Origin of the sequence: Jatrophihabitans sp. (genome assembly GCF_036388195.1) — a bacterium.
Taxonomy (GTDB): domain Bacteria; phylum Actinomycetota; class Actinomycetes; order Mycobacteriales; family Jatrophihabitantaceae; genus Jatrophihabitans_A.
In genome coordinates this window covers 17075-38249 of sequence record NZ_DASVSG010000175.1, presented here as the reverse complement: position 1 = coordinate 38249, position 21175 = coordinate 17075, and the positions used below count along the sequence as shown (strand labels likewise).

Sequence of the window (21175 nt, the reverse complement as noted above, 5' to 3'; positions counted from 1 at the left end):
GTCGGTGGTGGCGTCGGTGGCGCTGCGGCTGAGCAAGGTGCTGCTGTCCTACGCCGGCGGGGTGGCCAGCTATCGGCTGACGGTGACCAACCACGGGCAGAACGCCACGGTCGCTCCGGTGATCGTCACCGATGCGCTGCCGACCGGCCTGAGCTACTCCGCGGCGTCCGGCGTAGGCTGGTCCTGCACTCACGCCGGGACGACGCTGCGCTGCGTCCACTCGGCGCCGGTGCCGCCCGGAGCGGCCTCGCCGCTCACCCTGGTGACGCTGGTTTCGGCAACGCCGGGAACGGTGATCCGCAACGTGGCCACCGTGACCGGCGGCGGAGGACGCGGTTCGGAGGCGGCCGTGCTCAGCAATGCGGCGGTGCTGACGGCGAGCGTGACCGGTGGGCAGGCCGGCTCGTCACCGCCCGGCTCGTCACCGCCCGGCTCTTCTCCACCTGGCTCTTCGGCGCCCGGCGGGGACGCACTGCCCCGCACCGGACGCGATCTCGGTCAACCCGCGGCCGCGGCGCTGCTCCTGCTGCTGGCGGGTCTGGCCCTGCGGTTCTCCGGCCGCCGGCGCAGCGGGCCGGGCCGGCTCACGGACCGGGCTTGAACACCGCCCGGACGCAGCCGTCCCTGCGGTTCTTGAACAGGTCGTAACCGTGCGCCGCCTTCGCCAGCGGCATCACGTGGGTGGCCAGGTGCCGGGTCCGTAGCTCCCCGCGCGCCATCCGGTCCAGCAGCATCGGGATGTAGCGCTGGCCGTGTTGCTGAGCGCTGCGCAGGGTCAGCCCCTTGTTCATCACCGCACCCAGCGGAAACTTGTCGACCACCCCGCCGAACACACCCAGCACGAAGACGCTGCCGCCCTTGCGGCAGTTGAAGATCGCCTCCCGCACGGCCAGCGGGCGGTCGGTGCCCAGCCGTCGCTCCTGCTTGAACTGGTCATAGCCGTACAGCGGCACCGACGGGCTGCCCGACACCATTCCGACCGCCTCGATACAGACATCGGCGCCGCGGCCACCGGTCCGTTCGCGCAGCTCGGCCGAGACGTCGCTGGTGCGGAAGTCGATCAGCTGGACGCCGAGCTGCTTGGCCTGGTCCAAGCGCTCCTGCACGCCGTCGATGACGATGACCTCGGCGGCGCCGAGCAACACCGACGCCTGGGCAGCCAGCTGCCCCACCGCGCCGGCGCCCCAGACCGCGACCACATCCCCGGGTTGGACGCCGCCCAGGTCGGCGCCCATCCAGCCGGTGGGAGCGGCGTCGGAGGCGAACAGCGCGGTGAGGTCGTCCACCTCGCCGGGGATCGGGAACATCCCTTGATCGGCATAGGGAACCCGGACGTACTCGGCGTGGCTGCCGGCGAAGCCACCGAGCACGTGGGAGTAGCCGTAGCAACCGGCCGGCGCCTGTCCCCACAGGCTCTCGGCCAGCAGGGGATTCGGATTGCCGTTGTCACACAAGGAGAAAAGCTGATTGCGACAGTACCAGCAGTGCCCGCAGCTGATGAACGAGCAGACCACCACCCGCTCTCCGACGCGACGGCTGCTCACAGCGGAGCCGACCTCGACCACCTCGCCCATGAACTCGTGGCCGAGCACGTCACCGGAGCGCATGGTCGGCAGGTAGCCACCCAGCACGTGCAGGTCCGAGCCGCAGACCGAGCTCAGCCGTACCTTGACGATCGCATCGTGGGCGTTGAGCAGCCGTGGATCGGGAACCGTCTCCAAGGACAGCTCATCGACACCGGTCCAGCACAGCGCCTTCACACCACGTCTTCCTGGTCGGCATCGCCGGTCATCAGATCCACCAGCAGCCCGGCTGCCGGCCGGCGCCGCTTGCCAGCGGGCTGCGGCTCCACCGACAGCACCTCGCCGACCTCGGTGAGCTGCTTGGCGTGCTGGAGCGCGCTGCGGATCCTGCGGGTAGGATCCTCGCCCTTCCAGAGCGTCGAGTCGGGTTTGGGCCCGGGCTTGGTGCGCGCCGACAGCTGGCTGCCGCGGCCGCCCGGCGCAGGCTCCAGCCTGGTGTCGATCACCTCGGCGAGCTCGGCCAGCGGCGCCGGCAGTTGGCCATCCGGAGCCACCTCGTCCGGCGTCGCCAGGACGGTGACGGTCTGCCAGCGGAACGGATCGGCGGCGTTCTCCTCGTCGATCTCCTCCGACATGCGGGGCGGCCGGCGTCGGACCCCCCTGGCCGACGACCGGAGCACAGCTACAAATTCTACCAACTTCATAATGTGACTCCTGGCCGGCCGACACACGGTCGCCGATCCCTGACTCGCCTGGCTGCGGTGCGCCTCAAGCTCGGCGGGACGCCCGGGTCGGAGCTGAGCGATATCCGGAGTCTCCGCGCCCGGTGGTCTGCAGTCAAGGCTGGCGGGCTGCCGCCACCCCGCGTGCGTGCGGCTGCTGCCGGGTCGAGAGGTTTCACCTGCGCCACTCCTAGCCCTGTCGTCTCCGTTGCCGCACCGCCCGCTCGAGAGCTGGCTGCACCCACCGATCCTCGCGCCAGGGACATCCATCGGATTGGAGATCGCTGGCGACACCAGCGTGTCCCCCCGCCGGGGACTGTGCCACTCAAGAGCCGGCCATCCTCGCGCCGGACCACGCTGCCTCCAGCTCCGACCGGGCCGCACCTATGATCGATCGATGACAACCCAGGGCCCTGGGCAGGTCGCCTCCCTGACCGAACTCGATGCCGCGGTTGCCGACTGCCGGGCCTGTCCGCGACTGGTCCGCTGGCGCGAAGAGGTCGCCCAGGTCAAGCGAGCGGCGTTCCGGGACTGGGACTACTGGGGACGCCCGGTGCCCGGCTTCGGCCCGGAAGATGCGGCGATGGTGATCATCGGGCTGGCTCCGGCCGCGCACGGCGGCAACCGGACCGGCCGGATCTTCACCGGCGACCGTTCCGGCGACGTGCTGTATGCCGCGCTGCACGAGTTGGGCCTGGCCTCGCAGGCGACCTCGGTGTCAGCCGGGGACGGCATGCGGCTGCGCGGCGTGCGGATCACCGCCCCGGTCCGGTGCGCGCCGCCGGAGAACCGGCCCACCCCTGCCGAGCGGGACACCTGCCGGCCCTGGCTGGCGCGCGAGCTGCAGCTGCTGCGTCCCACGCTGCGCTCGGTGGTGGTGCTGGGTGGTTTCGGCTGGCAGGCGCTGCTGCCGGTGCTGGCGGCGACGTCCTGGCGGCTGCCCCGCCCGCTCCCGGTGTTCGGCCATGGCGCGGTGGTGCGGCTGCCGGCCACCGACTCGGGGCCGGAGTTGAGCCTGTTCGGCTGCTATCACGTCAGCCAGCAGAACACCTTCACCGGACGGCTGACACCAGCCATGCTGTGCCAGGTGCTCGGCGCCGCGGCGGAGGCCGCCGGGTTGCGTCCACGCGATGATGTGCCGGAGCCGCCCGATGGCTGAGGACCTTCCGCAGACCGCGTCGCGGATCACCAAGGCGCTGGACCGGTTCCAGCGGCGGCACCGGTGGGCCGGCATGCCGCTGGCGGTGCTGTACAAGTTCATCGACGACCAGGGCAACGTGCTGGCCGCCCTGATCACCTACTACGCCTTCATCTCGCTGTTTCCGCTGCTGCTGTTGCTGGTCACCGTGCTCGGCTACGCCCTGCACGGCAACGAGCATCTGCAACTGCAGGTTCTCAACTCCGCGCTCAGCCAGTTCCCGGTGATCGGCGACCAGCTACGGACCAACATCGATCCGTTGCACGGCAAGGTCATCGGCCTCGTGGTGGGGATCCTCGGCAGCATGTACGGCGGTCTCGGCGTTGCCCAGGCGTGCCAGAACGCGATGAACAAGGTATGGGCGGTGCCCCGGCATGCCCGGCCGAACGTGTTCCGAGCGCGCGGCATCAGCCTGCTGCTGCTGATGCTGCTGGGCACCGGCGTGCTGGCCACCACCATCCTGTCCGGGCTCACCACCAGCGCCGGCGCCTACGGCATCGGCCTCAGCATCGGGGCCCGGATCCTGAGCACCGTGCTGTCGGTGGCGGTGAACGCGGTGCTGTTCATGGTGGCCTTCCAGCTGATGACCGCCGAGCACATCACATTGGCCCAGGTTCGCGGCGGGGCGCTTGCCGCCGCGATCTGCTGGCAGCTCTTGCAGGTGGTCGGCACGTACTACGTCGCCCACGACCTCAAGGACGCCAGCGCGACCTACGGGGTGTTCGGGTTGGTGCTGGGCGCCATCGCCTGGATCTACCTCGGCGCGCTGGTCATCGTGATGTCCGCGGAGTACAGCGCGGTGCGGGCCAGGAAGCTCTGGCCGCGCAGCCTGCTCGCGCCGTTCACCGACAACGTCCGGCTGACCGAGGGCGACCGTCGGGCGTACGCCTCCTACCCGAAGACCGAGAAGCACAAGGAGTTCGAAAGCGTCGAGGTGGAGTTCCACGAGCCGGACGGGGCGGACGACTCCGGCGAGGCGTCCGAGCCGGACGGCTTCCGCGAGGCGGCCGAGCCGGACGACGCCGACGGCTCGGAGGCGCCTGACGTCCCGCGCGGGCCGGATCAGCCGGCCAAGCCTGGTCCGGCAGGCTCCGGGGCTTAGCTCTCGGCGCTGGGCCGTGCGGCGGAGTCCGGCGAGGTCCGCTCGTGCGCCGGTGGCAGCGCGTCAGCTGCCAGCATGGCCGCCTTGGCGCGATGGCGCCGGATCAGCAGGATCGCCACGGCGACCAACACCACGAGCAGGATCGCCTGGCTGAACCGTCCCGCGTAGAGCTCGAGCCTGTGATAGCTGGCGCCGGCCAGGTAGCCGAGCAGGGTGAAGCCCAACCCCCAGGTGATGCCGCCCAGGGCGTTGAAGATGAGGAACTTCCGGTACGGCATCCGCGCCGCGCCCGCCATGCCCGGCATCACCGCGCGCAGGAACGCGGTGAACCGGCCCAGGAACACCGCCCGGCCACCGGACCTGCGCAGGAAGCCCTGGGCGCCGGCGATGGCCTCCTGGTGCCTGGCGAAGATCCGGGTGCCCAGCAGCCGCCCGCCGTACCGCTTGCCCACCTCGTACCCGACGCTGTCGCCCAGGATGGCAGCGGTCACCACCACCAGCGACATGACGGTCAGTGACACCGACTGCTGGTAGGCCAGCACACCGCCGATGATGACGGCGGTCTCACCGGGCAGCAGGAAGCCGAAGAACAGGGCCGCCTCACCGAATGCCAGGCCGCCCACCAGCGCGTAGGCCGGCACGCCGGAGAAGTTCAACACCGGCTCCACGATCGTGCTGGTCACGCTCATGCGGACACGGTACGGGAAGTTCGGCTCGCGGCCTCGTCTTTGCCGTGCTGCTCTGCGCTCCGGCGGCGATTGACCCGCTGGGCGCCATAGCGCACCATTGACCGCCATGCCCGGATCGCGGCAGGTGGCTGGTCAGGTGGCTGGTCAGGTGGCAGAACGGAGCAGCAGTGGCGACCCATCCTGGGCAGGCGGACTCGCGGCCGGCCGGTACTCGGCCGCCGATGCGCAACCGGGTGACTCCCTGGGGCGACATCGTGGCCATCGAGCAGCGCGGCGCCTGGCTGGGCAACCGCGGCATCCTGCACGAGGGCACCGACGTGGTCCGGTTCCACCGCAGCGACCTGTGGATCATCTGCAGGCTGCAGTACCGGGACTGGCGGTTGCCGCAGTGGACACCGGGCCACTTCACGGTGCTGTACTTCTATGACGAGGCGGTGGCGCTGGCGGCCGGGCATCGGCCGTGCGCGCTGTGCCGCCGCGCGGACTACAACGCCTTCCGGTCGGCCTGGGTCGCCGGAGCAGGCGAGCGGGCTGCCGCCGACCGGGCTGCCATGCCGCTGGCCAAGGAGATGGACCGCCAACTGCACCAGGAGCGGATCGTGCGCGGCACCCACCGGCGGCGGCTGCACCCGATGCGGTGGCCGGAGCTGCCGGAGGCGAGCTTCGCCGCCGTGGACGGCAGGGCGTGCCTGGTGCTGGCCGACAGCCTCCGTCCGTGGAGCCCGCAGGGCTACCTCGATCCACTGCCCCGGCCACGCGTCGGGACTGCCGAGGTGATCACGCCACCGTCGACGGTGGCCGCGCTGTGCGGCGGGTACCGCCCGCAGGTCGATCCGGCGGTGCTTGCGGCCGGCTAACCGGGTGGCTGACGCCGCCGCCCGCACGCTGACCGGGGCGAGCCGGAGCGCTCAACTACTCTGAACGGATGGCCGAGCAGCGAGGGACGCCGAATGGCGTGGCGACCAGGCTGGCGGCAACCGCGGTGGCGCTGGGCACCGGGGTGGCGGTGCTGACCGGCTGCTCGAGCACCACGTCGTCGAGCCAGGCGCCGTCCACGGTGAGCTCGGCAGCCTCGTCCAGCCCACCGGCGGAGGTCAGCTTCAACGGGGTCACCCTGGGCAACCCCACCGACCTGACCGCCAAGCCCCGGGCGATCGCCCGATCGGCGACCGCGCCCACCGCGCTGCTGGTCAAGGATGTGGTGGCCGGCGCCGGAGCTGCCGCGACACCCAACTCCACGGTCACCGTGCAGTACGTCGGCCTCCGCTATGCCGACGGCAAGCAGTTCGACGCCTCCTGGGATCACGGTGGGGCCGCCAGCTTCGCGCTGCAACAGGCCATGCCGGTCGGCTTCAGGCACGGCATCGGCGGCGGCTCGGGAGCCCAGCCGATGAAGGTGGGCAGCCGCCGCATCATGATCCTGCCCGCGGCCCTGGCCTACGGCCGGACCGGCACCCCGGACGGCAGCATCCCGCCCAACGCGCCGATAGTGTTCGTGGTCGACCTGATCGCCGTGAAGTAGTTCAGGCAATCCCGCGATGAATCGCGAGCGCGCCGCTTCCTAGACTTGCCCTCACCCGACCCGGACAACGCCCACCACCGCACACCACGCCGCTGACGCCCGACGTGCGGCATGCTGATGCTTTCGCGCCGTTTTCAGGAGGCAATGACAGTGGTGAGGACGTCCAGACAGATACAGCTGGCCGCCCGGCCGCTTGGCGAGCCGGTCGAATCCGATTTCCGGATGGTGACCACCGAGGTGCCCGAACCCGGCCCCGGTCAGGTGCTGGTCCGCAACCTGGTGATGTCGGTGGATCCCTACATGCGGGGCCGGATGAACGATGTGCCGTCCTACGCGCCGCCGTGGCAGCTCGACCAGCCGGCCGACGGCGGCGCGGTCGGGGAGGTCATCGCGTCCGAGGCGCCCGAGTTGCCCGTCGGCAGCCTGGTGTTGCACGGGCTCGGCTGGCGGGAGTACGCCCTGGTGCCGGCCCGGCAGGCCGAGCGCGTGGAGCCGGTGGCCGGGCTGCCCTCCTCCAGCTATCTGGGAGTGCTGGGAATGCCTGGCCTGACGGCGTACGCCGGCCTGTTCGAGGTGGCCGCCTTCCAGGCGGGGGAGTCGGTGTTCGTGTCGGGCGCGGCCGGCGCCGTGGGCAGCCTGGCCGGCCAGTTCGCCCGACTCCGCGGCGCCTCCCGGGTGGTGGGCAGCGCCGGATCCCCCGCGAAGTTGCGCTTCCTGACCGAGGAGCTGGGCTTCGACGCCGCCTTCGACTATCACGACGGACCGGTGCGCGACCTGCTGCGGCAGGCCGCGCCCGAGGGGATCGACGTCTACTTCGACAATGTCGGGGGCGAGCACCTCGAGGCCGCGATCGATTCGCTGAAGGTGCACGGCCGGGTCGCGCTGTGCGGGGCCATCTCGCTCTACAACAGCACCGACCGGCCGGTAGCCCCGGCAAACCTCGCCCTGACGATCGGCAAGCGGCTGACCTTGCGGGGATTCCTGGTCACCGACCACGGCCAGCTGCGCTCGGAGTTCCGCAAGGCGGTCACCGGCTGGTTGACCTCGGGAGACCTGGTCGTCCGCGAGACGGTAGTGGACGGCCTGGACCAAGCGGTGCCGGCCTTCATCGGCATGTTGCAGGGCGCGAACACCGGCAAGATGGTCGTCCGGCTGGCGCCGGACCCGGGCTGAGGCCAGCGCCGATGCCAGGTTGACCGCAGTCCAATCCGGACCCGCCCGCCGATCCGAATTCCTGTTACGCCAGTCAGGAGCCAGCTATGAAGACCCACGCCGTACAACGAAGCGGTTTCGCGCTGACCGCAGCCGATCGCTGCGACCGGTGCTCGGCGCGGGCAGTCGTGGTCACCGTGATGCGCAGCGGCGGCACCTTGCTCTGGTGCGCCCACCACTACGGCCTGAACGAGGCGGCGTTGCGGGCCGACGCCGCGGTCGTGGTGCGCGACGAGCGGCCGACCCGCTAGGACATCACAGCTAGGCCGGGCGCCGGTCCGGCTTCGCTGAGCGGCGGATCGGGGGCCCGGACCACCACCACCGGGCAGGTTCCCTCCCGCACGCAGTACTCGGCCACCGAGCCGAGCAGCATCCCCGGGAACGCGGCGCGGCCGCGGGCTCCCACCACCAGCAGCGTGGCGCTATGGGACTGGGTCAGCAGCGCGGGGCCGGCCGGGCCCTCGACGACGTGCTTGGTCACCGCCACCGTGGCAGCCGCCTGCGGATGCTCGGCCAGTACGCCGGCGACCATCTCGTCGAGGACCTGGCTGGTCTCCTCGGCCAGATCCGCTCCTGGCGGCAGCCGGGTCAGGTAATTGGGCCAGCGCCAGCTCGATACCGCGCGGAGCGCCGCGCCGGTCAGCGCGGCCTGGCTCAGCGCCCAGCGCACCGCGTCCCGGCTGGTGTCCGAGCCGTCGACACCGACCACGATCACCGCCGACGGGCTGCTCATGTCCGGTCCACCGGGTGCGGGTCGGCTCCGTGCGGCTCGACCGGATGCGGCTCGATCTTCAACGGCCGCAACCGCCACCAGAGCAGGAACAGCAGGCCCAGCGCCAGCATCCCGAGGCCGAGCCACAGGTTGATGTTGATGTCGCTGGCCTTCTGCTGGGCCGACTCCGAGGTGAAGAACCCGGCGATGGTGAGCATCAACCCGTAGAGGGTGAACAGGCCGCCGATCAGCAGCCGGATGTCGAACAGCTTGGCCGCCGCGGACTGCGGGACCTCCGAGTCGGCAGAGGCTGCCGTCCGGGAGGCCGAAGTGGCGCCGTGATGGGGTTCGGACATGGCTGCCTCTCAGGCGAAGATGACGGACAGGACGATGACGATGCCGAGCGCCGCGGTGGCCAGCAGCTTCGGCGAGGCCCACCAGAGCGGCTTGGGCACCGTGGCCGGATCGGGCGCGTTCGGGTCGTGCACGCCCCATACCAGCCCGGCCAGCTCGGCCTCCGGTTTCGGCCGGGTGACCAAGGTGACCGCCACCGTGACCACCAGGTCGGCCACGAATGCCGTGATCGCGCCGTAGAAGTTCAGCATCTGCGCGTTGATGGTGGAGTGGGTCGGGTCGAACACGCCACCGGGGTAGAAGTAGGCGATGTGGTACCCGGCGAAGTGCATCACGCCGGCGCCCAGGGTCCCGGCCACCAGTCCCCAGAACCCCGCCCATGCCGTGGTTCGCTTCCAGAACATGGCGATGATGAAGGTGGCGAACAGCGGGGCGTTGAAGTAGGAGAACAGCAGCTGGATGTAGTTCATGATGTTGCTGTAGCCGCTGGCGATGAAGGCGGTGCCGATCCCGACCACGATGCCGGCCACGGTGACCACCCGGCCGACCCGCAGGTAGTAGCTGTCGCGGCGGCCCTTGACGACGTAGGTCTGCCAGATGTCATAGGTGAACACGGTGTTGAACGAGCTGACGTTGGCGGCCATGCCGGCCATGAACGCCGCGAGCAGGCCGGCCAGCGCGATCCCGAGCGCGCCGTTGGGCAGGAACCGGTTCATCAGCAACGGGATCGCGTCGTTGTAGGTGAGGTCGTCGGTCTTGCCGAGGTTGGGGATCAGCACCAGAGCGATCAGGCCGGGCAGGATGGTCAGCGCCGGGATGAAGATCTTCGGGAACGCGCCGATCAGCGGGGTGCGCTGGGCGGCGGACAGGTCCTTGGCCGACAGCGCCCGCTGTACCTCGGCGAAGTTGGTCGTCCAGTACCCGAACGACAGCACGAAGCCCAGGCCCATCACGATGCCGATCCAGTCGCCGAGCGGGTTGGTCCAGTGCCCGACGTTGGTGCCCGACCAGGTCGAGAAGGACTCCGACCCCAACGCGGTGCCGGTGACCTTCTGCTTCAAGCCGTTGTAGCCGCCGACCTCGTTGAGGCCGATGACCACCAGCGGCACCAGGCCGGCGACGATGACGAAGAACTGCAGCACCTCGTTGTAGATGGCGCCGGACAGCCCGCCCAAGGTGATGTAGGCGAGCACGAACAGCGCCGAGATCACGATGGAGAACCAGGTCGGCCACCCGATCAGGGCGTTGATGACCAGCGCCAGGGCATAGAGGTTGACGCCGGCGGTAAGTACCGCTGCGGCCGCGAAACTGAGCGCGTTGAACAGGTGGGTGGCCGGATTGAACCGGCGCAGCAGGAACTCCGGAACGGTGCGGACCCGCGAGCCGTAGTAGAACGGCATCATCACGATGCCCAGGAACACCATGGCCGGCACGGCGCCGATCCAGTAGAAGTGCAGCGTCGACATGCCGTACTGCGCGCCGTTGGCTGCCATGCCCAGGATCTCGATCGCGCCCAGGTTGGCCGAGATGAAGGCCAGGCCGGTGACCCAGGCGGGCAGGGACCGGCCCGACAGCAGGAAGTCCTCGCTGGTCGCGATGGCCCGCCGGGCCATCACGCCGATCCCCACGACCAGGATGAAGTAGATCGCCAGGATGGCGTAGTCGAACAGGTTCACATCGAGTCGAAGCACAGTGCCGACCCTCCTAGACGCCGCGAGCTGCGCAGGCGTCGCCACGGTGCGACCTGCACGGCCGATCTCGTTCGGGAAGGAGATGGGAGCATGCCTCGAAGGCGCCGGGAACCGGCTCCGTCGGGTCGCGGTGATCAGCTGCCCGAACCAGGCTGCCGGTTCAGCCTCTCTGCGAAAGTACTCAAGCTGCCGCTGTTTGAAAAGCAGCCTGGCGCGTTCCGGTCAGCGGTTTCCCCGCCGGCTGGTCAGCTCGACCAGGTGTGCACCGGCTCGTTGCTGTGCATGTGCTCGACGTAGCGCCCGAGCATCTCGCGCAGCGAATCGCGGCGGTCCAGAGGCCGCTTGTCGTCATCGATCTGGTGGAAGGTCCTGACCTGCCACTCGGCCCCGTTGATATGGCCGGTGCAGCGCTGCTCGATGATGCCCAGCAGCCGGTCCCGCACCGCCGGGTCCATGCCCCAGCGGTCCAGACCCTCATACGCCATCGGCAACAACCGGCGCAACACCAGCTCGGTGGCCGGCACCTCGCCGAGCCCCGGCCAGTAGATGTGGGCATCGATGCCGTGCCGGGCGCCGGCGTAGAAGTTGTCCTGGGCGGCGGCGAAGGACAGCCTGGTCCAGATCGGACGGTCCTCCTCGGCGAGCACCCGCAGCAGGCCGTAGTAGAAGGCGCCGTTGGCCAGGATGTCGACCACCGTCGGCCCGGCCGGCAGCACCCGGTTCTCCACCCGCAGGTGCGGCTTGCCGCGGAAGACGTCATAGACCGGCCGGTTCCACCGGTACACCGTGCCGTTGTGCATCCTCAGCTCCTGCAAGCGCGGCGTGTCGCCGCGATCCAGCACCTCGGCGGGCTCCTCGTCCTCGCAGATCGGCAGCAGCGCCGGGAAGTAGGTGACGTTCTCCTCGAACTGGTCGAAGATCGAATTGATCCAGCGCTCGCCGAACCAGACCCGGGGCCGGACCCCCTGGGACTTCAGCTCGGCCGGCCGGGTGTCGGTCGCCTGCTCGAACAGCGCGATCCGGGTCTCGCGCCAGAGCTCCTTGCCGAACAGGAAGGGCGAGTTGGCGCCCAGCGCCAGCTGGACGCCGGCGATGCTCTGGGCGGCGTTCCAGTTGTTGGCGTAGTCCTGCGGGCTGACCTGCAGATGGAACTGGACGCTGGTGCAGGCGGCCTCGGGGGCGATCGTGTCGGCATAGGTGGACAGCCGTTCCGGGCCGTCGATGGAGATGTGCAGGTCCTCCCCGCGGGCGGCGAAGATCTGCTGGTTGAGCAACGCATACCGCGCATTGGCGCTCAGCGCGTCCGAGGTCAGGTCGCCGGCCGTCAGCGTCGGCAGGATGCCGATCATCACGATGTGGGCGCCCAGGCTGCGGGAGCGCTCCTCGGCGTCGTTGAGGCTCGCCCGCAGGACCGATTCCAGCTCCTGCAGCGACAACCCCGCCAGCCCCCGCGGCGGGACGTTGATCTCGATGTTGAACTGGCCCAGCTCGGTCTGGAAGTCCGGATTGGCGATCGCCTGGAGCACCGCCGCGTTGCGCATCGCCGGGTCGTGGTTGGCGCCGATGAGGTTGAACTCGATCTCCAGGCCGGTCATCGGCCGCTCGAAGTCGAACTTGGACTCGGCAAGCATCCGGGCGAAGACATCGAGGCAGCGCCGGACCTTCTCCCGGTAGCACTGCCGATCCTGCCGGGTGAACTCAGTGCGTTCGACATCGTCACCCATGTTCAGGCACCTCCTGCTTACCGAGCCGGACTTCGCGAACTACAGCTTTGCAGAGATCGGCGGTCGAGGTCGAGGCGAGGCGTTGTCCTGGCCGGGACGGGCTCCGGCGCCGGCGCTAGGGTCTTGGAGGTGATGACTACTATCGCGGCTGCCGCCGGCCCGGCCGTCGACGCCCTCGGCGTCACCTTGCGATTGCAGGATCGGCATGCCCGGTTGCGAGGGGTCCGGCTCTCCCAGGACATCCGGATCCCGGGGGACCGGTTGGATTTCAGCTACCGGCGCGGCTGGTGGACCCTGCGGGTGCAGCGCCCGGCGGTGGACCGGATGGAGTACCTGCTGGAGCTGCGCCATCCCAACGAGGGCCGCGAGACCATTCCCGACCCGACGAACCCGCTGCGGGTGGGCGGGGCGTTCGGCGACAAGTCCGTGATCGAGTTTCCCGGCTACCGCCGGCCGGACTGGCTGAACCTGCCGGTGGCGCCGGCGGCCGTCACCGACCTGGCGATCGGCAGCCGCCAGCTCGGCAGCACGATCCGCGGCCGGCTGTGGTCACCGGACGCGCTGCCCGCCGACCAGCCCGCGCCGCTCCTGATCGCCCATGACGGGCCCGAGTACGACGCGCTGGCCGGGCTGACCACGTTCACCGGGGCGCTGATCGAGGCCGGCCGGCTGCCGCTGCTGCGGGTGGCGCTGCTGGCGCCGGGGGACCGCAACCGGTGGTACGCGGTCAACCCGGCCTATGCCCGCGCGCTGGCCGGCGAGGTGCTCCCGGCGCTGGCCGAACGGGCGCCGAGCACGGTGCGGGTCGGCGCCGGGGCCAGCCTGGGCGCGCTGGCGATGCTGCACGCCCACCGGCTGTTCCCGGACTCCTTCGACGGCCTGTTCCTGCAGTCCGGTAGCTTCTTCAACACCGAAGCCGACGCTCACGAGCGGCGGTTCGCGCGCTTCGGCCCGGTCACCAAGTTCGTTCGGGAGGTGGCCCAGGCGGTGACCGATCCGCGTCCGCTGCCGGTGAGCATGACCTGCGGGATCATCGAGGAGAACATGGCCAACAACCAGGCGATGGCGTCGGCGCTGCGCCGGCTGGGCTATCCGGTGGAGTTCGCCGAGGTCCGCGACGTGCACAACTACACGGCCTGGCGCGATGCCTTCGAGCCGCGGCTGTCCGACCTTCTCCGAACAGTGGCGGGCGGATGAAGCAGCAGCAGGCATACCTGTCCGGGCGTTACTTCAGCGGCACTGTCGTGGCGCACGGGCACTACGGGCGTCCGGTGCTGGTCTTCGCCTCCGAACGGGGCAGCGCCCATGACTTCGAGAACAACGGGATGCTGGCCGCCGTCGCCGACCTGGTCGAGGCCGGCCGGGTCAAGTTCTACTGCGTCGACAGCGCCGACGGCCACACCTGGTCCGACACCAGCGTGCCGACCGAGGAGCGGTCCTGGCGCCACGGGGGGTTCGAGTCCTGGGTGTACGAGCAGGTGGTGCCGTGGATGTCGCAGGACAGCGGCGGGGCCTCGGAGTTCATCACCACGGGCTGCAGCATGGGAGCGTTCCACGCGGCGAACTTCGCGCTCAAGCGCGCCGACCTGTTTCCGCTGGCGCTGTGCCTGTCCGGCAACTACGACCCGACCACCTGGAACTCCTGGGGCGAGCAGGGCGAGCAGACCTACTTCAACAACCCGATGGCCTACGTCGCCAACCTTGAGGGCGATCATCTGGACTGGCTGCGCCGCCGGGTCAACCTGCTGCTGGTCGTCGGCCAAGGCGCCTGGGAGGTGCACCCCACCCAGTCCCTGCCCAGCGCGCGTGCCTTCGCGGCCCTGCTGGCCGCGAAGGGGATCCGGCACGAGCTGGACCTCTGGGGTTACGACGTGCCGCACGACTGGCCGTCCTGGCGCGCGCAGCTGGCACACCACCTGCCCCGATTCTGCTGAAGGAGCATGATCTGCCCATGACGGAGACGACACACCTGCTGGGTCTGCTGCTCGGCACCGAAGAGGACTGGCCGACCGCGTTCGAGTCGATCGTGCGGCGGATGGGATCGGTGGCGGCCGGGGCGAACGGCGAGCAATTGCATCACTTCGACGTCGAGCGGGTCACCATCGAGCCGTTCGACCTGCAGTACAAGCCCCGCTACGACCTGGTGATCGACCGGCTGGCCTACTGGTACTACGTCCCGCGCGAGTGGTTGAAGAAGGTCGCGCTGATGGACGACGTCTACCTTCTCAACAGCCCGTTCACCTTTCAGAGCATGGAGAAACACGCCGCGTACTGCGCGATGATGCGGCTCGGGCTGAAGGTTCCCGAAACCGTCCTGGTGCCGTTCAAGAACCCGCCGGAGCACGCCAAGTACGCCTACACCGCCGCCCGGTACAACCAGCCGTTCGACCTCGACGTGATCGCCGAGCACATCGGCTACCCGATGTTCATGAAGCCCTACGACGGCGGCGCCTGGGTCGGGGTCAGCCAGATCCGCAATCGCAAGGAGCTGCACCAGGCCTATGACGAGTCCGGCCAGCGCCTGATGCACCTACAGAAGGCGGTGGACGGCTACGACGTCTTCGCCCGCAGCCTGTCCATCGGCGCCGAGACGATGGTGATGAAGTTCGATCCGGACCAGCCGATGCACGCCCGGTACTCGGTCAGCCACGGCTTCCTGTCCCCGGAGGTCGGCAATGAGGTGGTCACCATCGGCCGGCTCGTCAACGCCTTCTTCCGGTGGGAGTTCAACTCCTGCGAGACGCTGATCAAGGGTGACGAGGTCTACCCGATCGACTACGCCAACGCCTGCCCGGACGTCGCGCTGACCAGCCTGCACTACTACTTCCCCTGGGCGATGAAGGCGCTGGTGCGGTGGGCGGTGTTCTGCACCGTGACCGGCCGCAAGCCCCGCTACGACCTCGACACCCGCCGGTACTTCGACCTCGCCGACCGGCAGGAGCTGTCCTACGCGGACAAGCTGACCAGTTACCGGCAGCTGGCCGATGACTACTTCGACGTCGAGCGGTACCAGGACTTCTGCGCCAGCAGGCTCGCGAACCTCGACGAGGTGGTGCTGGAGTGGGTCGCCGGGCCGGACTTCGACCAGTTGCTCGTCGAGACGGTCCGCTCGACGTTCCCGGCGCATGAGCATGACCACTTCATCGCCCATTACCGCGGCCTGCTGGGCGCCTGGGTGGTCGACCAGCAAGCCGCGGCCTGAGCGGCGGGAACGAGCGAGCGGTGACCCGTTCGCTCAGGCGTACATCAGGGACCCGGGCGTGGTCAGCAGCTCACCGGTCTCCAGCCAGGTCTTGAGCCCGGACAGGATCATCGGCCAGCCGCCGTAGAGCTGCTCGTTGGCGCCCTCGCGCAGCTGGTCGTGGATGACCAGCAGCCGGCAGGAGTCGCCGACCTGCTCGATCTCCCAGGTGATCCGGCTGGTTCCCTCGTTCTTGACCTCGTCGCTCCACAGCATGCGGGCGCTCTGCACCAGCCGGCGCGGCGGGTCGATCTCGAGGATCTCGCCCTCGCCGAGCAGGCTGTCTGCCTTCGGGCTGGTCTGCTCGAACCGCGAGCCGACCTTCCAGTCGCAGTCGATCCGGACTCCGAAGGTGTACTTGCCCCGGATCTCGCTGTCGGTGATCGCCTGCCAGAGCCGTTCCGGTGTCGTGCGGATGTAGATCTCGAACACCTTTTCCATCGGGGTCTCCAATCGTTGCTTGAGGTCGCTGAGGGCGGCTGTCCACGGCTCGGCGTACTTGCTCACCCACCGGTCGTGGACGAGCCGGATGGGGACGGGGTTCAGAAAGTGCAGCTTCTCCCGGCCCCGGCGCCTGGTCACGACCAGGCCGGCTTCTTCGAGCAGCTTGAGGTGCTTCATCACGCCGAACCGGGTCAGCTCGAAGCGGGCTGCCAGCGCGGTGAGGCTCTGGCCGTCCTCGCGGAACAGCTCGTCCAGCAAGCTGCGCCGGGTCGGGTCGGCCAGCGCCCGGAATACCTCGTCCACCTGTCTGAAAATAGGTGACCATATGGTCACCTGTCAAGTCACGGCCGAAACCGACAAGGCGGAGACATGGCCGATTACCTCAACGGCAGCGGACAGTTGCCTCAACAGCAGCGGGCGGTTCGGGCGGTTGCCGCAACGTCAGTGGGGAATTACCCCAACGGCAACGGACGCCCCAGCAGGTAGCCCTGGCCCTGGTTGCAGCCCAGCGTCTTGACCGAGGTCAGCTGCTCCTGGGTCTCGATTCCCTCGGCGACGGTGGTGATGCCCAGCTCCTGGCACAAGCCGATGACGCTGCGAACGATGGCTCGGGCGCTGCGGTCGGCGGCGATCGGCGCGACGAAGCTGCGGTCGATCTTCACCGTCGACACCGGCAGGTCGCGCAGCAGCGACAGCGAGGAGTACCCGGTGCCGAAGTCGTCCAACGCGATCCGGACGCCCAGCTCGGCCACGTCGTGCACCTCCTTGATGGCGGCCGGCGAGGCCTCGACCAGCGCGCTCTCGGTGATCTCCAGGTGCAGCCGTTCCGGAGCCAGGCCGCTGCCGTCGAGCCCGCGGCGGATCTCCTGCACCAGCTGGCCCCGGCCCAGCTGGCTGCCGGAGGCGTTCACCGCGACCCACTGGGCGCTGCCGCCGGTCAGCCGGACGTCACCGGCCGCCCGGCAGCAGGTGGCCAGCATCCACCAGCCGAGCGGCACGATCAGGCCGGTCTGCTCAGCCATCGGCAGGAAATCGTCGGGGTCGAGCAGGCCCTGCTCGGCGTGCTCCCACCGGACCAGCGCCTCGTAGCCGACCGCGGCGTTGTCGAGCAGGCCGACGATCGGCTGGAAGTAGGGCACCAGCCCGCGGTTGTCTGCCAGCGCGCTGCGCAGCGAGTGCTCGAGCTCCAGCTCGTGCAAGGTGACCGGCTTGTCCTGCGTCGGGTCATACACCTCGACCCTGGCCCGGCCCCGGCGCTTGGCGCGCAACAGCGCCAGATCGGCCTCCCGCAGCACCTCGTCGGGATGGTCGTGGCTGGCGCCACCGACGGTGATCCCGATACTCAGGCTCGCGGTGTGCAGGTGCCCGCGCACCATCAGCGGCTGCTCCAGCGCCGAGGCCAGCCGCTGGGCCAGCGCCTGCAGCCGTCGCGGGTCGTCCTCGCCCGGCGCCAGCGCCACGAACTCGTCGCCGCCGACCCTGCCCAGGGTGATCCCGGCGGGCAGCGCGTCACGCAACCGGTGCGAAAGGATCAGCAGCAGCTCATCACCCGCCTCGTGCCCGAGGCTGTCGTTGACGATCTTGAAACGGTCCAGGTCGCAGTACAGCACCCCGGCGGGCTGGCCGGAGGCGAGGTAGCCGGCCAGCAACTCCTCCAGCAGCGTCCGGTTCGGCAGCTCGGTCAGCGAGTCGTGCATCGCCCGGTGCGCCAGCCGGTCCTCGGCCTGCTTGCGCTGGGTCACATCGTTGATCTGGGCCACGATGCTCTGGATGGCGCCCCCCGGATTGCGGATGACGCCGACATGCAGCAGCCCGAACACCACCTGGCCGTTGGCATGGATCAACCGCTTCTGGCTCTCGTAGCTGTCCCGCGAGCCGTCCAGCAGCTCGTCGAACAGGGCGGCGCCCGCCTCGACGTCGTCGGGATGGGTCAGCTGGGAGAGCCGGCGCTGCAGCAGCTGCTCGCGGGGAAAGCCGAGCATCTCCACCAGCGACTCGTTGACCTGGAGCAAGTGCCCGTTCTCGCTGAGGATGGCCGCTCCGACCGGGCTGCGCTCGAAGGTGACCTGCCAGCGGTGCTCGGCCTCCCAGCGGCGTGCCTCGGCGCGATCTCGGGCCCGGGACTCGGCGATCGCCACCGCGGCCTGATTGGCGAACAGCTCCAGCACCGTGCGTTGCTCGGGATCGGGCAGCTGGCCGCTGGCCGGCTGGTCGACGCTGAGCACGCCCAGCAGCGCGCCGTCGGAGGCGAACAACGGCGCGAACAGGCTGTCCTCGGGATGCCAGCTGCCGGGCCCGGTCTCGCTGGCGGCCTCGTCGCTGGTCCAGGTGGCGATCCGGTCGATCACCCGGCGGTCCTGGTCATGGCCGAAGAACCGCAAGGAGCCCCATGGCTCAGCGGCATTCAATAGATCCTGCCAGTACGGCAGCGGGCTGCTGCGGCCCAGCAGCTGTCGGATGTCGGGTGGGCCGGCCACCGCCCGCACGACCACCTCGCCGCCGGACTCCACCACGTTGATCGCGGCAGCGCCGAACTCCAGGAATTCCACGGCGGCTTCGGCAATCCGGTTGAGGGTCTGGTCGATGTCGCTAAGGGCGCCCAACTCACGCACCACATCGAGTAACCGCTCCAGCCAGGACCGGCGCAGGTCACTGACCCTCGGCGGCGAGACCATCATGGCAGTTTCACACATACCGCACGCTCAAACCACCCCGGCCGGAACCGGCGCACAGGTTCAGGCATGCAACACGATCGCCAGGCCCTGCCCGACCCCGATGCAGATCGCGGCCAACCCGTAGCCGCCTCCCCGCGCGCGCAGCTGGTGCGCCAGGTGCGAGACGATCCGCGCTCCGGAGCAGCCGAGCGGATGCCCGAGCGCGACGGCGCCGCCGTGGATGTTGACGATCGCCGGGTCGAGCTCGGGCCAGTCGGCCAGGCACGCCAGCGCCTGGGCGGCGAAGGCCTCGTTCAGCTCGACCATCGCCAGGTCGCCCCAGCCGATGCCGGCCCGCGCCAGCGCCGTCCGGGCCGCCTCGACCGGGCCGATCCCGAAGAACTGGGGGTCGACGGCGGCCACTGCCCGCGACACGATCCGGGCCAGCGGCTCCCGGCCGGCGGCCTCCGCCCCTGCCTCGTCCCCGATCAGCAGGGCTGCGGAGCCGTCGTTGAGGGGACTGGAGTTGCCTGCGGTCACCGTGCCGTCGGGCCGGAAGGCCGGCGCCAGCTTGGCCAGCGCGGCCAGCGAGGTGTCGGCACGGATGCTCTCGTCGCGGCTCAGCTCGACACCGGGGTAGACGGCCACCTCGGCGGAGTAGACGCCGGCGTCCCAGGCGGCCGCGGCCCTCTGGTGGCTGGCCAGGGCGTACTCGTCCTGCGCCTGTCGGGTGATGCCGTACTTCTCGGCCAGCAGCTCGGTGCACTCCCCGAGCGAGACGGTCCAGTCGCCGGGCATCGCGGGGTTGACCATCCGCCAGCCCAGCGTGGTGGAGTGCAGCGTCTCCGGGCCGGCCGGAAAGCCCTTGGCCGGTTTGAGAAGCACCCACGGCGCCCGGGTCATCGACTCCACCCCGCCTGCGATGGCCAGGGAGACATCGCCGACGGCGACGGCCCGATTGGCCGCGATCAGCGCCTCCATGCCCGATCCGCACAACCGGTTCAGGGTGACGCCGGGCACCGAGGTAGGCAGCCCGGCCAGCAGGGAGGCCATCCGCGCGACGTTGCGGTTGTCCTCGCCCGCGCCGTTGGCATCGCCGAAGAACACGTCGTCGATCCGGGCCGGGTCGAGCTCGGGCGATCGCTGGACCAGGGACCGGATCGCGTGCGCGGCCAGGTCGTCGGGCCGGACTCCGGCCAGCGCGCCGTTGTAACGGCCGATCGGGGTACGGACGGCGTCCAGGACGTAAACATCGCTCATTCCTCCATTTTGCCCTGACTGGAGCGGCGCCGGAGTGTCCGACCGGTCACGTCCGCGCCCGGTCGGGCGGTTCACCGGCCTGGCCGGGTCGAGTGGAAGTCGGTTGAGCGTCATGACAGGCTGATGCCATGGCTGCCGCGCAGAACCCGACCCCTGACCCCAGCGCCTCGCCCGACCCGGCCGATGCCTCAGCGGACCAGGCTCCGTCCGACGCCGAATCCACCGATCCGGCGGACGTCAAGGCCCAGTTCCGGAACGCGCTGGAGCGCAAGAAGAGCCAGCGCGCCGAGGGCGTCGGCGGCGGCGGGCCGAGCACCGGCAAGGTCCACGACGTGCACGGCCGGGCGGGCGGCAAGCGCCAGTTCCGGCGCAAGAGCGGTGGCTGACCTGGGTCTCGGCTGAGCGTCTCAGCTGAGGGTCTCAGCTAGCTGCTGCGACCGTTATGAACGGATTAGCCGAGCCGGCTGGCGCCGAGGTGGCATCATGGGCCACAATAGCCACGTACGTACCACCGCTTTACTTCAGACGGCGCGCTTGGGGAAGACGTTGCCGTCGAGTCGAAGTTGCGGAGGTGCGCGATGTCTGCTGCTCATGTGGCGTCATCCACCCGGGGTGTGGTGTTCATTCACTGCTGCCCGCCCGCCATCGGCCCCCATGTCGAATGGGCGCTGGCTGGCGTGCTCGGCCGACCCTGCAAGCTGCAATGGACCGCCCAGCCGGCCGCGCCCGGTCAGCTCCGCGCCGAGGCCACCTGGGTCGGACCCGTCGGCACGGCTGCCCGGCTGTCGGCATCGCTGCGTGCCTGGCCGATGCTTCGGTTCGAGGTGACCGAGGAGGGCACCAACTCCACCGACGGTGAACGGTTGGCCTACGTGCCCGGCCGGGGCTTTCACCGCAGCGCGGTCTCGGCCAACGGCGACATCGTGGTGAGCGAGGAACGGCTGCGCGGGCTGCTCAGCCGGGCCACGTCCGCCGACGAGCTCGCCCACGGGCTGCACGAGATCCTGGGCTCGTCCTGGGACGCGGAATTGGAGCCCTACCGGGCAGCCGGCGACGGGTCACCGGTCGTCCTGATGCACAAGGTCGTCTGAGCTCTGATCCATGGATTGCTCTGAGCTCTGAGGCGC

21 protein-coding genes and 1 pseudogene are annotated in these 21175 nt (G+C 69.8%); 12 read left to right on the top strand and 10 right to left on the bottom strand.

Going from position 1 to position 21175, the window contains the following annotated elements; genetic code table 11:
• A pseudogene (locus VF612_RS17895) lies at positions 1-601 on the top strand (hypothetical protein); the annotation flags it as partial.
• Here VF612_RS17895 and VF612_RS17890 read toward each other — a convergent pair.
• Both VF612_RS17890 and VF612_RS17885 read right to left on the bottom strand, forming a co-directional pair.
• A complete protein-coding gene (locus VF612_RS17890) occupies positions 585-1760 on the bottom strand; it encodes a zinc-dependent alcohol dehydrogenase (RefSeq protein WP_408661214.1) in 1176 nt (391 codons plus the stop codon). The pseudogene VF612_RS17895 and the gene VF612_RS17890 sit on opposite strands and share 17 nt — an antisense overlap.
• Positions 1757-2158, bottom strand: a complete 402-nt coding sequence (locus VF612_RS17885; RefSeq protein ID WP_408661213.1) for a hypothetical protein — start codon at positions 2156-2158, stop codon at positions 1757-1759. The genes VF612_RS17890 and VF612_RS17885 overlap by 4 nt, the downstream gene beginning before the upstream one ends.
• 484 nt (positions 2159-2642) lie before the next feature.
• Here VF612_RS17885 and VF612_RS17880 point away from each other — a divergent pair, with 484 nt between their 5' ends.
• Together VF612_RS17880 and VF612_RS17875 are read left to right on the top strand one after the other, a co-directional pair.
• Positions 2643-3404, top strand: a complete 762-nt coding sequence (locus VF612_RS17880; RefSeq protein ID WP_408661212.1) for a uracil-DNA glycosylase — start codon at positions 2643-2645, stop codon at positions 3402-3404.
• Complete coding sequence (locus VF612_RS17875) at positions 3397-4545, top strand: YihY/virulence factor BrkB family protein (RefSeq protein ID WP_408661211.1); 1149 nt, start codon at positions 3397-3399, stop codon at positions 4543-4545. Before VF612_RS17880 ends, VF612_RS17875 begins: the two co-directional genes overlap by 8 nt.
• Here the strand turns inward: VF612_RS17875 and VF612_RS17870 are convergent.
• Positions 4542-5234 (bottom strand): DedA family protein, encoded by a 693-nt coding sequence (locus tag VF612_RS17870; RefSeq protein ID WP_408661210.1) that lies wholly within the window; start codon positions 5232-5234, stop codon positions 4542-4544. The two genes, VF612_RS17875 and VF612_RS17870, sit on opposite strands and share 4 nt — an antisense overlap.
• Before the next feature lie 167 nt (positions 5235-5401).
• Here VF612_RS17870 and VF612_RS17865 point away from each other — a divergent pair, with 167 nt between their 5' ends.
• From VF612_RS17865 to VF612_RS17850, 4 genes are all read left to right on the top strand, one after another.
• Positions 5402-6091, top strand: a complete 690-nt coding sequence (locus tag VF612_RS17865) for a hypothetical protein (protein ID WP_408661209.1) — start codon at positions 5402-5404, stop codon at positions 6089-6091.
• A gap of 68 nt (positions 6092-6159) precedes the next feature.
• Complete coding sequence (locus VF612_RS17860) at positions 6160-6756, top strand: FKBP-type peptidyl-prolyl cis-trans isomerase (protein ID WP_408661208.1); 597 nt, start codon at positions 6160-6162, stop codon at positions 6754-6756.
• A 144-nt stretch (positions 6757-6900) separates the two neighbouring features.
• Positions 6901-7929, top strand: a complete 1029-nt coding sequence (locus tag VF612_RS17855) for an NADP-dependent oxidoreductase (RefSeq protein WP_408661207.1) — start codon at positions 6901-6903, stop codon at positions 7927-7929.
• 86 nt (positions 7930-8015) lie between these two features.
• The gene (locus VF612_RS17850) at positions 8016-8219 is read left to right on the top strand and encodes a DUF7455 domain-containing protein (RefSeq protein ID WP_408661206.1); all 204 of its coding nucleotides are present in this window, start codon (positions 8016-8018) and stop codon (positions 8217-8219) included.
• On the opposite strand, the gene VF612_RS17845 is transcribed toward VF612_RS17850, so the two are convergent.
• From VF612_RS17845 to VF612_RS17830, 4 genes are all read right to left on the bottom strand, one after another.
• Positions 8216-8701 carry a universal stress protein gene (locus VF612_RS17845; RefSeq protein WP_408661205.1) on the bottom strand — a complete coding sequence of 162 codons (486 nt, stop codon included), beginning with the start codon at positions 8699-8701 and terminating at the stop codon, positions 8216-8218. The genes VF612_RS17850 and VF612_RS17845 overlap by 4 nt on opposite strands.
• Positions 8698-9036 carry a hypothetical protein gene (locus tag VF612_RS17840; protein WP_408661204.1) on the bottom strand — a complete coding sequence of 113 codons (339 nt, stop codon included), beginning with the start codon at positions 9034-9036 and terminating at the stop codon, positions 8698-8700. The genes VF612_RS17845 and VF612_RS17840 overlap by 4 nt, the downstream gene beginning before the upstream one ends.
• Positions 9037-9045: 9 nt before the next feature.
• Positions 9046-10725, bottom strand: coding sequence for a sodium:solute symporter family protein (locus VF612_RS17835; protein ID WP_408661203.1), 1680 nt, complete (start codon positions 10723-10725; stop codon positions 9046-9048).
• 245 nt (positions 10726-10970) lie between these two features.
• The gene (locus VF612_RS17830; RefSeq protein WP_408661202.1) at positions 10971-12449 is read right to left on the bottom strand and encodes a glutamate-cysteine ligase family protein; all 1479 of its coding nucleotides are present in this window, start codon (positions 12447-12449) and stop codon (positions 10971-10973) included.
• Positions 12450-12581: 132 nt separating this feature from the next.
• Between VF612_RS17830 and VF612_RS17825 the strand changes: the two genes are divergently transcribed.
• The 3 genes from VF612_RS17825 to VF612_RS17815 are packed head-to-tail and all read left to right on the top strand — an operon-like array spanning position 12582 to position 15651.
• The gene (locus VF612_RS17825; protein WP_408661201.1) at positions 12582-13646 is read left to right on the top strand and encodes an alpha/beta hydrolase; all 1065 of its coding nucleotides are present in this window, start codon (positions 12582-12584) and stop codon (positions 13644-13646) included.
• On the top strand, positions 13643-14383 hold the full coding sequence (locus VF612_RS17820) for an esterase family protein (protein ID WP_408661200.1): 741 nt from the start codon (positions 13643-13645) through the stop codon (positions 14381-14383). Before VF612_RS17825 ends, VF612_RS17820 begins: the two co-directional genes overlap by 4 nt.
• Before the next feature lie 17 nt (positions 14384-14400).
• The gene (locus tag VF612_RS17815; protein ID WP_408661199.1) at positions 14401-15651 is read left to right on the top strand and encodes an ATP-grasp domain-containing protein; all 1251 of its coding nucleotides are present in this window, start codon (positions 14401-14403) and stop codon (positions 15649-15651) included.
• 33 nt (positions 15652-15684) lie between these two features.
• On the opposite strand, the gene VF612_RS17810 is transcribed toward VF612_RS17815, so the two are convergent.
• The 3 genes from VF612_RS17810 to VF612_RS17800 form a co-directional block, all read right to left on the bottom strand.
• Positions 15685-16437 carry an ArsR/SmtB family transcription factor gene (locus VF612_RS17810; RefSeq protein WP_408661198.1) on the bottom strand — a complete coding sequence of 251 codons (753 nt, stop codon included), beginning with the start codon at positions 16435-16437 and terminating at the stop codon, positions 15685-15687.
• 149 nt (positions 16438-16586) lie between these two features.
• Positions 16587-18809 (bottom strand): putative bifunctional diguanylate cyclase/phosphodiesterase, encoded by a 2223-nt coding sequence (locus VF612_RS17805; RefSeq protein ID WP_408661197.1) that lies wholly within the window; start codon positions 18807-18809, stop codon positions 16587-16589.
• 60 nt (positions 18810-18869) lie between these two features.
• Positions 18870-20048 (bottom strand): thiolase family protein, encoded by a 1179-nt coding sequence (locus VF612_RS17800; protein WP_408661196.1) that lies wholly within the window; start codon positions 20046-20048, stop codon positions 18870-18872.
• Between the two features lie 128 nt (positions 20049-20176).
• On the opposite strand from VF612_RS17800, the gene VF612_RS17795 reads away from it, so the two are divergent.
• Positions 20177-20434, top strand: coding sequence for a DUF5302 domain-containing protein (locus tag VF612_RS17795; protein WP_408661195.1), 258 nt, complete (start codon positions 20177-20179; stop codon positions 20432-20434).
• Between the two features lie 192 nt (positions 20435-20626).
• A complete protein-coding gene (locus VF612_RS17790; protein WP_408661194.1) occupies positions 20627-21139 on the top strand; it encodes a DUF3145 domain-containing protein in 513 nt (170 codons plus the stop codon).
• The last annotated feature ends 36 nt before the right edge of the window (positions 21140-21175 follow it).